Genomic DNA, 14,567 nt, shown 5'->3' on the forward strand with positions numbered 1-14,567 from the left:
GGAAAAGTGGAAACCGGTTTTCCCTCGCGACAAACGCGGAACGCATTTGCGCGGAGATCATGCTCACTACAAAGAGCATCAGGCAGGCTGCGCAACCGGGCGGACGACGGGCTTTTCCACGATCGGCAGGTTGATCAGCGCCGACAGCACACCAAACAGCACCGACAGCCACCAGATCGGGGTGTAGGAGCCGTACTGCTCGAACACGATGCCGCCGAGCCAGACGCCGAGGAAGCCACCGACCTGATGGCTGACGAAGGCGAAGCCGTACAGCGTCGCAAACCAGCGCGTGCCGAACATCAGCGCCACCAGCGCCGAGGTCGGCGGCACCGTGGAGAGCCAGGTCAGGCCGGAGATCGCGCCGAACGCGATCGCCGAGAAGGTCGTGATCGGGAACGAGATGAAGGCGACGATGGACAGCGCGCGGGTGAAGTAGATCACCGACAGGATGTAGCGCTTCGGGAAGACGTTCTGCAGCCAGCCGACGCTGAGCGAGCCCACGATGTTGAACAGGCCGATCGCCGCGATCACCCAGCCGCCGGTCGATGCCGGAATGCCGCGGTCGGCGAGATAGGCCGGCAGATGCACGGTGATGAAGGCGAGCTGGAAGCCGCAGGTGAAGAAGCCGAGCACCAGCAGCACGTAGGAGCGATGGCCGAACGCCTCCGCCAGCGCGGTCTTGAACGACTGCTGATCGGCCGGCGCGGCGTCATTCGTCTCCGCCGGCGGCGTCGAGAGCGCCAGCGACAACGGCAGGATCAACAGCATCAGTGCGCCGAATACGAGGAGCGCGGTCTGCCAGCCGAAATTGTCGATCATCGCGACGCCGAACGGCGCGAACAGGAATTGGCCGAACGAGCCCGCGGCGGTACCGGCGCCGAGCGCGATCCCACGCTGCGCTGATGGCAGCAGCTTGCTGAACGCCGACAGCACGAGGTTGAACGAGGAGCCCGACAGGCCGAAGCCGATCAGGACGCCGGCGCCGATATCGAGCGACAGCGGCGTCGTCGAATAGCGCATCAGCAATAGACCCGCGGCGTAGAGCAGCGCGCCGACGATCATGACGCGCAGCAGGCCGAAGCGGTCGGCAATCGCACCGGCAATCGGCTGGCCGAGCCCCCACAGCAGGTTCTGCAGCGCCAGCGCGAGGCCGAACACGTCGCGGCCCCAAGTGAATTCATGGCTCATCGGCTGCACGAAGAAGCCGAGGCTGGAGCGCGGGCCGAAACTCAGCAGCGCAATCGCGCAGCCGCAGACGATGATGACAAGCGGCGCGCGCCACGTGCCCGACGTCGGTCGAAGATCCCCGGTGGTAACGGCCATCTTGTCTTCCCCGCAACTGCTGCGCGGGGAGCGGCCCCGCCGAACGTTACGGGGAGTTAATGCAGGTGCATGAAAACCCCAAGAGGGACCGGAGAAAAATATTCGCCTGCAGGGCTGCTCTGCAGAATCGGAGAGGATGATGACCGTCATTCCGGGGCACGCTCTGCGGACCATCCCGGAACAACGTCGTGAAGTTGCGACGCGTCTGCCCCGGATATCGCGACGGGCTCAGGCCGAATGGCGGGGAACGTTGTCCTCTCCTTCCCCCTGAAAGGGGGAAGGTCGGGATGGGGTCAGCCACACGCATCGCTGCGCGTGGAGGGACCAGATCCCCACCCGCTTTGCTCTGACGAGCAAAGCGACCTCCCCTTTCAAGGGGAGGTTAGGCTGACAGCTAGCGCCGGGCGCTCGCCTGCTCGGCCGAGCTCCGGGCGGCCTCGGCGAGCTGCGCCGAGATCTTGGCGGTCTCGGCCGGGTTGCCCAGCTCGGCGCGTCGCTGCCGTCGCCCCAGGCGCGCGGGCGATAGAAGGTGTGGACGCCGAACTTGTACATCTTCTTCATCTCGCTGACCCAGGACGGCCGCACCCAGTAGGCGTGGTAGTGGGTCGAGCGGTCGACTTCCGGCAGCCACAATTCGCCATCGAGCATCGCCTTCGCGATCTTCTTGGCGCGATCCCACATGTCGGGCTCGCGGACGACGTCAGCGACGTTGTCGCAGGCGAAGGTGAACTGACAGGCATAGTGGCGGTTCTTGTTCTGGTAGACCACGCCGCACACCGTCTCCGGATATTTGCCGGAGAAGGCGCGGTTCAGCACCACCTGGGCGACCGCGATCTGGCCACGCACCGCCTCGCCGCGGGCTTCGAAATAGACCGCCTCGGCGAGGCACTTCTCCGACTTGGCGCGCGACTTCTCGTCGAACAGGCCGAGCCGCTCCGCCGGCGTCTTGGTGTGCTGGTCGTCGGCATTGACCTCGCCCTTCGGCGCGATGCTCTCGCCCATCTCGCCGGCCTTGACCGGACCGTCGGCATCGACCGGCAATGACGCCATCACCTTCAAGTCGGGATCGGGCGTTGCTACCGGCATCACGACAACCGGCGCCTCGCCGGGCTGCCAGCGCTCGAGGTTCTCCGGCGTGCCGAGCGACGAGCCGAAGAACAGGCTGGCGGTCTGGAATGCGAACGGGTCGCGCTCGCGCGCCGCATCGGCGGGCGCAGCTACGGGCTTCGCGGGCGCGGGCTTCAGATCGTCGAGCGGGCTGGCCTCGAGCGAGAGTGACACGTCGTTCAGCTGCGGCAACGGCTTGGCATATTGCGGCAAGGGCGGCGCGCGCAGCGCCTCCTGCAATTCAGGATCGAGCGGCGCGCTGTCGGCCGGCGCGGTCGCGGTCTTCATGCCCTTGACCGACGAATTCGATGTCGCCGGATCCTCGTTCGCCGGCGCCGTAATTGCAGGCTCCGCAGGTTCGACCTGATCGGGCCGCCGGACGACGAGGCGATCGCCCTTCAGGGTGCGATCGACCTTGGGAAAATCGGATGCCTGGTAGCGCGGCGGCGGGGCCGTGATCGGATTGCGCGTCACCGTTCCGGTGATGTCGAGGTCCGAACTGTCCAGTCTTGCGAGCAGGATTTGCGGGGCTTGCGGCGCGGACGTGCCGATCGGACGGCCGAAGCTGTAGGTCGCGACCTGGATGGAGCCGACGGCGGAGGCGAAGACGCGCTTCTGCCAGCGCTCGGCGACGCCGGGCTGCCGGGCCAGGAGCGAGGCAATATCCTGATATCCGATCTCGGTCGGCATAAGTGCGAAGATGCCAAGACCGAGACCGAAGAGCGCAAGACGTGCGCCCCTCGGCTGGTTACGCGACACAAACATCGTACGCTCACGCAACGCTTACTGAGTGCAATCGAACGCGGTACATCCGCGCAATTCGACCTTTCTCGTTGCTAAACCGTTTAGGTTGCCGCGGAGTTAATCGGCGTTGCTCGCGCGCTACACTCAAGCGATCGCGCATGTTTCGCGCGTTGCATTGCGCGCCTTGGTAAACGCGCGGCGCATGAAAGTCGTAAACAACAGGTCAACGGAGATGGTGAACAAAGTGTTGCGGTCGAAGCGGCCGCTGCTTTCGCCGTCATTGCGAGAAGCGCCAGCGACGACTTGTCCGCCAAATCCTTGGCGAAGGCGGAAGCAATCCATGGCTCGGCAAGCGGAAACATGGATTGCTTCGCGGAGCCTGTCATCGGGCGCGCGTTCGCGCGACCCGTTGGCTCGCAATGACGCTATATTTTCAGGCTGCCTCAACAAACAAAAATGGCCGGGACTTGGTCCCGGCCATCGCACTCTCTGCACTGTAAGATCGCTCACGCCTGGCTGGCGATCTCCTTGCCGAGCGCGGCCTGCGCCGCGGCGAGACGCGCGATCGGCACGCGATAGGGCGAGCACGAGACGTAATCGAGCCCGACCTCGTGGCAGAACGCGACCGACGCGGGATCGCCGCCGTGCTCGCCGCAGATGCCGACCTTGAGGTTCGGACGCGTCTTGCGGCCGCGGGTGACGCCGATCCTGACGAGCTCGCCGACGCCGTCGCGATCGACCGAGATGAACGGATCGATCTCGAGAATGCCCTTGGCGACATAGGTGCCGAGGAAGCTCGCGGCGTCGTCGCGGCTGATGCCGTAGGTGGTCTGCGTCAGGTCGTTGGTGCCGAAGGAGAAGAACTCCGCGGTCTCGGCCACCTCGCCCGCCATCAGGCAGGCGCGCGGCAGCTCGATCATGGTGCCGACCTGGTAGCTCAGCTTGACGCCGGTTTCCTTCATCACCGCGTTGGCGGTCGCATCGATCCGCGCCTTGACCAGATCGAACTCGGCCTTGGTCGCGATCAGCGGCACCATCACCTCGAGACCGACCGGCTTGCCGGTGCGCTTGCCGGCTTCGACGGCGGCCTCGAAGATCGCACGCGCCTGCATCTCGGCGATCTCCGGGTAGGCGATCGCAAGACGGCAGCCGCGGAAACCGAGCATCGGGTTGAACTCGGAGAGTTCGCGGGCGCGGTCGGCGAGCTTGCGCGGATCGGTGTTCATGGCGCGCGCCACTTCCTCGATCTCGGCCTGGGTGTGCGGCAGGAACTCGTGCAGCGGCGGATCGAGCAAGCGGATCGTGACGGGCAGGCCCTGCATGATCTCGAACAGCTCGACGAAGTCGGCGCGCTGCATCGGCAGCAGCTTCGACAGCGCGGCGCGGCGCGACTGCTCGTCCTCAGAGAGGATCATCTCGCGCACGGTGCGGATGCGGGTCTCCTCGAAGAACATGTGCTCGGTGCGGCAGAGGCCGATGCCTTCGGCGCCGAACTTCACCGCGGTACGCGCGTCATCGGGCGTGTCGCCGTTGACGCGGACGCCGAGCTTGCGGACCTCGTCGGCCCAGCCCATCAGCGTGCCGAACTCGCCGGACAGCTCCGGCTCGATCATCGGCATGCGGCCGGCCAACACCTGGCCGACCGAGCCGTCGATGGTGATGACGTCGCCGGTCTTGAAGGTGCGCGAGCCCACGCTCATGGTGCCGCGGCCGTAATCGACGCGGATGGTGCCGCAGCCGGAGACGCAGGGCTTGCCCATGCCGCGCGCGACCACCGCCGCGTGCGAGGTCATGCCGCCGCGGGTGGTGAGGATGCCTTCCGCGGCATGCATGCCGTGGATGTCTTCCGGGCTGGTCTCGATGCGGACCAGGATGACCTTGCGCCCGTCGGCCTGCAGCTTGGCCGCTTCGTCCGACGAGAACACGATCTCGCCCGAGGCAGCACCGGGCGACGCCGGCAGGCCGGTCGCGATCACGTCGCGCTTGGCGGCCGGATCGATGGTCGGGTGCAGCAGCTGGTCGAGCGAGGCCGGATCGATCCGCGTCACCGCGTCCTTGCGCGAGATCAGGCCTTCATTGGCGAGCTCGACCGCGATGCGCAGCGCCGCCTTCGCGGTGCGCTTGCCGCCGCGGGTCTGCAGCATCCACAGCTTGCCCTGCTCGACCGTGAACTCCATGTCCTGCATGTCGCGGTAATGCTTCTCGAGCAGCGTGTAGATCCGCGTCAGCTCCTTGAACGCGGCCGGCATCGCGGCTTCCATCGACAGCTTGTCCGAGCCGGATTCCTGGCGCGCTTCCTCGGTGATGTCCTGCGGCGTGCGGATGCCGGCGACGACGTCCTCGCCCTGCGCGTTGATCAGGAACTCGCCGTAGAGCTTGCTCTCGCCGGTCGAGGGATTGCGGGTGAACGCGACGCCGGTGGCCGAGGTCTCGCCCATGTTGCCGAACACCATCGCCTGCACATTGACGGCGGTGCCCCAGGATTCCGGAATGTCGTGCAGCTTGCGATAAGTCACCGCGCGGGCGTTCATCCAGGATGAGAACACCGCGCCGATCGCGCCCCACAGCTGATCGTGCGGATCCTGCGGGAAGTCGTGACCGGTCTCCTTGGCAACCGCCTCCTTGTACTTGCCGACCAGCTCGACCCAGTCGTCGCCGGTGAGGTCGGTGTCGAGCGAATAGCCCTGGCCGTCCTTGAAGGTGTCGAGGATGTCCTCGAAGTGATGATGCTCGAAGCCGAGCACCACGTCCGAATACATCGTGATGAAGCGGCGATAGCTGTCATAGGCGAAGCGGCGGTCGCCGGAGAGTTCGGCGAGCGCCTCGACGGTGCGGTCGTTGAGGCCGAGATTGAGCACGGTGTCCATCATGCCCGGCATCGAGGCGCGCGCGCCCGAGCGGACCGAGACCAGCAGCGGGTTCTTGGCGTCGCCGAACGTCTTGCCGGTCAGCTTGCCGACATAGTCGAGCGCCTTCTCAACCTGTGCTTTCAATTCCTTCGGATACGTCTTGTCGTGCTCGTAGAAATAGGTGCAGACCGAGGTCGGAATGGTGAAGCCGGGAGGCACCGGCAGGCCGAGATTGGCCATTTCCGCGAGGTTGGCGCCCTTGCCGCCGAGCAGATTGCGCAAGGTCGCCTGGCCCTCGGCCTTGCCATCGCCGAACGTATAGACCCACTTGCCGGCCTTGATCGCAGCCGGGGCCGCCTTCTTCGCAACGGCCTTCGCCGGCGCTTTGCCGGCGGGCTTTGCGGCCGGCTTTGCAGCCGATTTGGCGGCGGTTTTCGGCGCCGCCTTCGGGGCGCTCTTCTTCAGCGCCTTGCGCGCCGGAGCCGCCTTGCGGGCTGCGGCGGAGGGCTTTGATTTCGCTGCTGTTTTCTCGGCAGTTTTCGCAGCAGTTTTCTTGGACTTCGCGACGGCTTTGGCCATGTCAGACAACAATCCGGAAGGAGGGGTCGAAGATGCGCGCCTTACACCATTTTGAGGGGTTCCGCGCAAGCCGCGAAACCCCGCTTTCCCGCTAGAGGTGCAGCCAGCGCAGCAGACCCATCCCCACGAGCCCGACGAAGATCAGATAGATCGCGACGATGTAGTTGAGGAGCCGCGGCATGATCAGGATCAGGACGCCTGCGATCAGAGCCACGATAGCAGGCAGATGCCCAGCGGTGATGGTCATTGAAGTTTTCTCCGGGGGTTTTTGGAGGAGCGAATCGAGCGGCAGTTTATCCGCTGAGGGAAGTTCCCACATCAAGACGCCCGTCGCGCCGACGAGTTCCCGCAACCCACGAAAATTGCTCCAAATTGCCGCGTATATGGCGGCGGTTTTCCGGAACATCACCACAGCACATGCATTGGCTCGACATGCGCACCGGCGAAGGCCGGCGTGCTGCGTGAAAAAATGGAGCGAGCCATGCGAAACAGATTACTTGCCGTTGCAGCGGTTGCTGCCGCGATCACGGTGCCGGCTGTTGCCGCACAGGCCCAGACCGTCGGCATCGTCCGCGGTGGTCCGGCCGTCGCCGTCGAGGATGACGGAGGCATCGCGGTCGAACAGCGTCCGGCATTCCGCGAGTACATCGTGCGCGAGCGCGTACCGAACTACACCATTCCGGATCGCGTCGTGGTCGGCACCGTGCTGCCGGACGCCGGCGTGACCTATTACGACGTGCCGCAGCGGTTCGGTGCGACGCCCTTTCGTTACACCGTCGTGAACGGTGAGACCGTTCTGGTCGAGCCGCGTTCGCGACGGATCGTTCAGGTGGTCGACTAGATCAACGTCAGCACGATCGCCTGAACGACAGTCCGGGCGCCGCGCAAGCGGATGTGCGCGAGGATCGACCGGGCCAGAAAGCCCCGTCCGGCCTCCCCTCCGGGCGGGGCTCTTCCGTTCCGATGCCGTGCCGGGTTACGATTTGAGGATCGAGAGTAACGTCGACGTCGACTTGTAGCTCTTGATCGCGGCGTCCTGGAAATCCTGCGTCCAGTTGGCAGCCTGGCGCTCCTCGGCGCTCATCGAGGAATATTGCTTGAGGATGCCGAGGCTGAACTGGCGCGGATCGCCGGCGGTCTGGCTCTGCTTCAGCGCGTCGAGCACGGCAAGACGCGTCCGCGTGTTGAGTTCCTGCTTGGCCGCGAAGATCTCCTCGGTGGAGAACTTCTTGTCCTGGTTCAGCGAGATCGCCGAGAGCGAGCGGTTGTCGAGCGAGGACAGGTCGGCGAGCTGTCCGGTCTTGCGGCGGAAATCGTAGACCAGCTCCTTGCCGTTCTTCGCCGCCTCGCTCTTCTGCCGATCGAGGAAGGCGCGCACGTCGCTGGCGATGCTGCCGAAGTCGCGCGTGGTGCTCTTTGTGGGAAGCTCCGTCCCCGCCAGCGCGGCCGCGATCGGGTCACCGGAAATTCCCGATGGCGCCGTGTTCGGATCCTGCTGCGTCGCCTGATAGCCCTTCAGCACTGCGGCGCGCTGGCTGGCCCAGGTTGCGGTGGCCTTCTCCTCATCGCTCGCACCATCGAGATAATCGAGCGCGGCCTTGTAGCTGATGCTGTAGTCGCCGGTCAGGCGCGTGGTCGCCAGCGACGGCTCCAACGCCTTGTCGAAGCGCTGCTTCAACTCGGTGGCCGCAACCGCCTGCTCGTCCGGGGTGAACTTGCCGCCATTGTTGGTCGAGATCGCAAACAGCGAGCGACGGTCCAGCGTCGAGAGATCGATGGTGGTCTTGCCGTCGACGATCGGCGCCTTGACGCCGGCGACCGTGTAGAGCCGGTCGAGCGTGATGCGCGCATCGCTGGTGACGGTGGCAAAATCCGGCAGCGGCGCCTTGGCGAGCTGCGCGCGGGCGGCGTCCGACAGCGTGAGGTTGGTTGCGGCGTTGGATGTCGAGGACGCCGACAGATCGCCGGCGGTGCCGTCGCCCGACAACGTCGCCGCCAGCGAGGGCGTCGCTGCTGCCCGCGCATAGGCCGAACCATATTGGGCATAGGGATTGGGCGTGGTGCCGATCGAGGTCATCGGGCGGTCCCTGCATTGGCGCGGGGGGCGATGTCTTAAGAAATCGTTGCTTCGTCAGGACCTTCGCAGGGCATGGTTAACAAATTGCAAACTGTGTCGAAATATTTCCGACGAGACATGCCCGTCAGCGGCGGTCGTTTAGCGGTCCACGACCCAGCCGTGGCGGCGTTGCGTAAAGACCGATTGCGACGGCGCGGGAAAATCGGGGTCCGCAAAGGCGCCGACCGCAACACCGATCAGGTCCGGCGCGCGACCGGGCTCCCAATAGACCGACGACCCGCAGTTCGGGCAGAAATGAAACACCACGGCAGATCCACTGCCGCCGATGCGGCTGTATTCGCGCGCCTCGCCCTGCGGCTCGACGTCGGCGCGCGGAAAGAACGCCGCGACGCCATAGGTGCTGCCGGTTCGCTTCTGACACTCCAGGCAATGACACAGCGCTACTGTGGTGGGCTCGCCCTGGCAGGTGACGCGGAGCTGTCCGCAGGCGCATGTCGCGAGCCGCGCCATCATCGCCCGCCCTTGCTGGCGACCAGCCGGTGAATGACCTTGCCGGACGATGCGCTGACGACCTCCGCGTCGAGCAGCAACTCGGCCGCCGCCAGCTCGGCCCGCACCAGCGCGGTATCGAACGCCGCGTAAAGCCGGCCATGCGCATCGCGCGCATCGTCACCTCTGGTCACGCGCCAGCTCAGATAGAAGATGCCGCCGGGCTTCACGATATCGAACATGCGACGGACCGACGGCGCGATCAGCGCGTGATCGAGATGCATGATCACGGTCTCGCAGAGCACATTGTCGAAGCTGCCGGCCGCGATGCCCGACAGATCGGGCAGTTCGGCGCGGGCAAAGCGCAGCGCCGGATAGCGGGCGCGGGCTTCCGCGAGCAGGCCCCCGGAGGCGTCGAAGCCTTCGGCCGGAAAACCGTTGGCATTGAGCCAGGCCACCTCGCGGCCGCTGCCGCAGCCGATATCGGCCGTCGCGCCGCCCTTGATGAAGAAACGCGTGACGATGTCGTGCAGATCGACCGGGGCCGGCTGTTCGTGCCAGTCCTGCGCAAACGCCGCCGCATCCTTGTCGTAAGCGGCGAGCGTCGCGCGGTCCATCGATCAGCCCTCGATCCTGGAGAAATCCGCCACCGCACGCGTCGCGGCGCGGATCTCGTTGAGCAGCTTCAGGCGGTTCTCGCGCACCTTCGGATCGTCGTCGTTGACCTTGACCTTGTCGAAGAACGCATCGACCGCCGGACGCAGCTTGGCCATCGCGCTCATCGCGCCGGCGAAGTCTTCCTTGGCGACGGCGGCGGAGGCCTCGGCCTTCACCTGGTCGATCGCCTTGGCCAGCGTCTTCTCTTCGTCGAGCGTGTAGAGCGCGGCGTCAGGCGCGCCGTCGAACGTCCGCTTGTCCCTCTTCTCCTCGATCGCGAGAATGTTGCTGGCGCGTTTCGTGCCAGCGAGCAGGTTTTTGCCGTCGTCGCTGTCGAGGAATTTGCCGAGCGCCTCGACGCGCCGGACGACGAGCAGCAGATCGTCCTGGCCACCAAGCGAGAACACGGCATCGACGAGATCGTGGCGCGCGCCCTGATCGCGCAGCTGGACCTTCAGGCGGTCGGCAAAGAAGGCTAGCAGATCGTTCGGCAGCGTTTCGGCATCGGCCTTGAGCGACAATCCGAGCAACGCGGATTTGGCCGTCTTCAGGATCGGCAGGCGCAGCGTATTCTCGACGATCAGCCTGATCGCGCCGAGCGCTGCCCGGCGCAGCGCGAACGGGTCCTTCGAACCCGTCGGCTTCTCATCGATCGCCCAGAATCCGGCGAGCGTGTCCAGCTTGTCCGCCAGCGCGACCGCGACGCTGACCGGATCGGTCGGCACGCGATCGGTCGGCCCCTGCGGCTTCCAGTGGTCCTCGCTCGCGGCGGCGACGGACGCATCCTCGCCCTGCGCCAGCGCGTAGTACTTGCCCATCAGGCCCTGCAACTCCGGGAATTCGCCGACCACTTCGGTCAGCAAATCGGCCTTCGCGAGGCGCGCGGCGCGCCTGGTCTTCGCGACGTCGGCGCCGACCAGCGGCGCGATCTCGGCGGCGAGCCGCTCGATCCGCTTGATGCGCTCCGCCTGGGTGCCGAGCTTCTCGTGGAACACGATCTGCTCGAACTTCGGCAGCCGGTCTTCCAGCTTGGTCTTCAGATCGGTCTCGTAGAAGAATTTTGCGTCGGACAGCCGCGGACGGATCACGCGCTCATTGCCGGCGACGATGGTCTTGCCGCCGTCGGGCGCCTCGATATTGGCGGTCAGCACGAACTTGTTGGTCAGCTTGCCCGTCTTGGGATCCCTGACCACGAAGCACTTCTGGTTGTTGCGGATGGTGGCGCGGATCACTTCGTCGGGGATCGACAGGTATTGCTCCTCGAACGATCCCATCATCACGACCGGCCATTCGACGAGGCCCGAAACCTCGTCGACCAGTACCTGATCCTCGACCAGTTCGAGGCCCTGCGCGAACGCCAGCTCCTTGGCGTCCTCGAGGATGATGTCCTTGCGCGCCTGCGGATCGAGGATCACCTTCGCGGCCTTCAGCTTGGCCTCGTAATCCTCGAAGCGGCGCACCGAGATCGCACCCGGCGCCATGAAGCGATGGCCATAGGTGGTCTGCCCGGCCTCGATGCCGTCGACGGAGAACTTGACGATGTCGGGCTCCTCGGTCTCCAGACCGAAGGTCGCGGTGATGGCGTGCAGCGGGCGCACCCAGGTGAGCGAGCCTGATTTCGCCGAGCGTGCACCCCAGCGCATCGATTTCGGCCAGGGGAAGGTGCGGATGATCACCGGCAGCATTTCCGCGATCACGTCGATCGCGGTGCGGCCGGGCTTTTCGATCAGCGCGATGTAGAAGTCGCCCTTCGCGTCTTTCTGGATCTTTGCCTCTTCCAGCGACGTGAGACCGGTCGCTTTCAGAAAGCCCTGCACCGCCGCATCGGGGGCGCCGATCTTCGGGCCGCGACGTTCGGTCTTCAGGTCGGGCTGGCGCGCGGGGATGCCGTGCACGGTGAGCGCAAGACGGCGCGGGGTCGCGAACGCCTTGGCGCCCTCATACACCAGGCCTTCAGCGACCAGCTTGTCGGTCACCATGCGGCGCAGATCGTCGGCCGCCTTGGCCTGCATGCGCGCGGGAATTTCTTCGGAGAACAGTTCGAGGAGAAGATCGGGCATCAGACCGCCCTGCCCGTTTCAGTGTGGATCCATGCCTCGCCGCAGGCCTTCGCCAGGTCGCGCACGCGGGCGATGTAGCTCTGCCGCTCCGTCACCGAGATGACGCCGCGGGCGTCGAGCAGGTTGAACACGTGGCTCGCCTTGATGCACTGGTCGTAGGCCGGCAAGGCCATCAGATGTTCCTTTTGATTCCCACCCTCACGCCAGCCGGCGGCGAGATATTTGCGGCAGGCGTCCTCGGCCATCCTGAACTGCTCGAACAGCATCGCGGTGTCGGCGTGCTCGAAATTGTGTCGCGAATATTCCTGCTCGGCCTGCAGGAAAACATCGCCATAGGTCACCTTCTCGGCGCCCTCGCGGCCGTTGAAGTTGAGGTCGTAGACGCGGTCGACGCCCTGCACATACATCGCGAGCCGCTCGAGTCCGTAAGTAAGCTCGCCCGCGACCGGCGCGCATTCGACGCCGGCGACCTGCTGGAAGTAGGTGAACTGCGACACTTCCATGCCGTCGCACCAGCATTCCCAGCCGAGGCCCAGGCGCCGAGCGTCGGGCTTTCCCAGTCGTCCTCGACGAAGCGGATGTCATGGACGGCGGCGTCGATCCCGATCGCGGCCAGCGACTTCAGGTACAGGTCCTGAAGGTTCGGCGGCGACGGCTTCATGATCACCTGGAACTGGTAGTAGTGCTGGAGGCGGTTGGGGTTTTCGCCGTAGCGACCGTCCTTGGGCCGCCGCGAGGGCTGCACATAGGCCGCGTTCCAGGGCTTGGGCCCCAGCGCGCGCAGCGTGGTCGCGGGATGGAAGGTGCCGGCGCCCATTTCCATGTCGTAGGGCTGCAGGATGACGCACCCCTGCTCCGCCCAGAACCGCTGGAGGGCCAGGATGAAGCCCTGGAACGAACGTTCCGGGCGCATGTGGTCAGGCAGGGCATCCATCGTTGGAATTGATCTCGCGAGGGGGTGTGAGGCGCGCGGGACCGTATCGGCGGCAACCAATGGAATCAAGGCGATGGAGGATGTTTCTGCACCTCGCCCCGCTTGCGGGGAGAGGTCGAAATTCGCGCGCAGCGCGCATTTCGGGTGAGGGGGACTCTCCGCGAACTTAGGTCTTTCGAATCTGCGGAAACAGCCCCTCACCCCGGCCCTCTCCCCGCAAGAGCGGGGCGAGGGAGATCCAAGCCCCCTAGCCCGGGCGATAGGCCCCGGTCACGGGGTCGCGGCGCAGGGTCTTGATTTCGCCCGCGCGGGTGGCCTCGGCCACGCGGGACAATCGCGCCTCTTCGAGTTCCTGGTTGATCCGGACGGCCGTCTTGTACGCCCAGCGGACCACGGCCAGGCTTCCCAAGACGCCTGCGAATGCAATCAGCGGCGGCATCGGTCGATCCTTGTCGTTCACGTCTGTCAGGCCCCCAATGACAGGCATTCTCGCGCAAGGCGGCCTGCGCCGCAATCGCGGTTTTGGGGCTAAATGGCGCGCTCACATCCCTGTGTTCACAGCCCGAATCTGGCCCAAATCGCCCGGGTTTCCAGCGCCGAGATCACCTCGTCCGGCAGCGCGGCCAGTCCATCCAGCGCCGCCAGCGATCCCGCCCCCGGCGCCCGCCGGCCGAGCAGGCCGGACAGCAAGCCGCTGGCCGGCGCAATCACCGGGGTCAGCACCTTGTCGCCATAGCGGGCCCGCAAAGTGGAGCGGATGTCGCCGATGCCGTCGGCGAGCCCGAGACCGATCGCGGTATCGCCGGCCCAGTATTCACCGGTGAACAGCATGTCGTCGGCACCCTTGAGGCGGCTTCCGCGGCTCTGCTTCACCAGCGCGATGAAGATCGCATGGATCTCGCGCTGGATCGCCTTCAGCCGGGCAACGTCGTCCGGGTTCTCGGGAAGGAACGGATCGAGCATCGCCTTGTGGCTGCCCGCCGTATACAGCCGGCGCTCGACCCCGATCTTCTTGATCAGCCCCTCCAGGCCGAAGCTGCCGCCGACCACGCCGATCGAGCCGAGGATCGAGGACGGGTCGCGATCGATCTCGTCGCCCGCGCAGGCGATCATGTAGCCGCCGGAGGCCGCGACGTCCTCGACGAACACCAGCACCGGCAGCTTCTTCTCGGCGGCGAGCTGCCGGATGCGCAGATAGATCTGCCGCGACTGCACCGGCGAGCCGCCCGGCGAATTGATCACCAGCGCTACCGCCTTGGCATTCCGCGTGCCAAAGGCGCGCTCCAGCATCTTGGCGACGCCGGAGAGTGTCATGCCGGGCCGCAGCGGCGTCACCGCGCCGATCACGCCTGCCAGCCGCACCACCGGCACGACGGCCGCGCCGCGCCTGAAGCGCGCCGGCAACACTACCTGCACGCGTTCGAGCAGTCCCGAACGTCCAGCGTGATCACTTATTTGTTCACTCATGCCGTTACCTCGAATTAACCACTTTTTATCACGCCACTGTCATTGGGATCCGTGGAACGCGTTTTGCATTTTGTCATTGGGGCTGCAATGCGCGGGCGGAGAGGGACTTATGAAAATCTATCTGCTGATTTTGCTGATCGGTACACTCCTGGCGGCGATCCACTTCACGTCCACGCCGGACCGCCAGTCGGAAACGGCTTCGCAGTGATTTAGTGCCTCTGACGACGTGGGCAGCATGCCTGCCCGCTAAAGCGCAATGCCATCGCGCCTTGGCTTCTTGT

11 protein-coding genes and 2 pseudogenes are annotated in these 14,567 nt (G+C 65.6%); 1 reads left to right on the plus strand and 12 read right to left on the minus strand.

Annotated features, from left to right (window positions below; translation table 11 throughout):
* Positions 1-78 precede the first annotated feature (78 nt).
* From ACSKB9_RS12730 to ACSKB9_RS12750, 5 genes and pseudogenes are all read right to left on the minus strand, one after another.
* A complete protein-coding gene (locus ACSKB9_RS12730; protein ID WP_438073514.1) occupies positions 79-1,323 on the minus strand; it encodes an MFS transporter in 1,245 nt (414 codons plus the stop codon).
* Between the two features lie 394 nt (positions 1,324-1,717).
* Positions 1,718-3,195, minus strand: a pseudogene (locus tag ACSKB9_RS12735) (cell wall hydrolase).
* A gap of 123 nt (positions 3,196-3,318) precedes the next feature.
* Positions 3,319-3,516, minus strand: a complete 198-nt coding sequence (locus tag ACSKB9_RS12740; protein WP_438073516.1) for a hypothetical protein — start codon at positions 3,514-3,516, stop codon at positions 3,319-3,321.
* A gap of 164 nt (positions 3,517-3,680) precedes the next feature.
* The gene (ppdK, locus tag ACSKB9_RS12745; protein WP_438073518.1) at positions 3,681-6,602 is read right to left on the minus strand and encodes a pyruvate, phosphate dikinase; all 2,922 of its coding nucleotides are present in this window, start codon (positions 6,600-6,602) and stop codon (positions 3,681-3,683) included.
* A gap of 91 nt (positions 6,603-6,693) precedes the next feature.
* Positions 6,694-6,849, minus strand: coding sequence for a DUF3096 domain-containing protein (locus ACSKB9_RS12750; RefSeq protein ID WP_016844375.1), 156 nt, complete (start codon positions 6,847-6,849; stop codon positions 6,694-6,696).
* Between the two features lie 234 nt (positions 6,850-7,083).
* Here ACSKB9_RS12750 and ACSKB9_RS12755 point away from each other — a divergent pair, with 234 nt between their 5' ends.
* Positions 7,084-7,443 (plus strand): DUF1236 domain-containing protein, encoded by a 360-nt coding sequence (locus ACSKB9_RS12755; RefSeq protein ID WP_438073520.1) that lies wholly within the window; start codon positions 7,084-7,086, stop codon positions 7,441-7,443.
* A gap of 135 nt (positions 7,444-7,578) precedes the next feature.
* Here ACSKB9_RS12755 and ACSKB9_RS12760 read toward each other — a convergent pair whose 3' ends face one another.
* The 7 genes and pseudogenes from ACSKB9_RS12760 to ACSKB9_RS12790 all read right to left on the minus strand — a co-directional run bounded on the left by ACSKB9_RS12760 (position 7,579) and on the right by ACSKB9_RS12790 (position 14,286).
* Positions 7,579-8,679, minus strand: coding sequence for a hypothetical protein (locus tag ACSKB9_RS12760; protein ID WP_438073521.1), 1,101 nt, complete (start codon positions 8,677-8,679; stop codon positions 7,579-7,581).
* 138 nt (positions 8,680-8,817) lie between these two features.
* Positions 8,818-9,192, minus strand: coding sequence for a GFA family protein (locus ACSKB9_RS12765; RefSeq protein WP_253607486.1), 375 nt, complete (start codon positions 9,190-9,192; stop codon positions 8,818-8,820).
* Positions 9,189-9,785: a class I SAM-dependent methyltransferase gene (locus ACSKB9_RS12770; RefSeq protein WP_438073523.1), complete on the minus strand. Its 597-nt coding sequence runs from the start codon at positions 9,783-9,785 to the stop codon at positions 9,189-9,191. The genes ACSKB9_RS12765 and ACSKB9_RS12770 overlap by 4 nt, the downstream gene beginning before the upstream one ends.
* A gap of 3 nt (positions 9,786-9,788) precedes the next feature.
* Complete coding sequence (gene glyS, locus ACSKB9_RS12775; RefSeq protein ID WP_225161051.1) at positions 9,789-11,885, minus strand: glycine--tRNA ligase subunit beta; 2,097 nt, start codon at positions 11,883-11,885, stop codon at positions 9,789-9,791.
* A pseudogene (locus ACSKB9_RS12780) lies at positions 11,885-12,819 on the minus strand (glycine--tRNA ligase subunit alpha). The gene glyS and the pseudogene ACSKB9_RS12780 overlap by 1 nt, the downstream one beginning before the upstream one ends.
* 247 nt (positions 12,820-13,066) lie before the next feature.
* On the minus strand, positions 13,067-13,258 hold the full coding sequence (locus ACSKB9_RS12785) for a hypothetical protein (protein ID WP_026193154.1): 192 nt from the start codon (positions 13,256-13,258) through the stop codon (positions 13,067-13,069).
* 116 nt (positions 13,259-13,374) lie between these two features.
* A complete protein-coding gene (locus ACSKB9_RS12790; protein ID WP_438073525.1) occupies positions 13,375-14,286 on the minus strand; it encodes a S49 family peptidase in 912 nt (303 codons plus the stop codon).
* Between the last annotated feature and the right edge of the window lie 281 nt (positions 14,287-14,567).

It is taken from the genome of Bradyrhizobium sp. BR 1433 (genome assembly GCF_051547665.1).
Lineage (GTDB): Bacteria > Pseudomonadota > Alphaproteobacteria > Rhizobiales > Xanthobacteraceae > Bradyrhizobium > Bradyrhizobium australafricanum.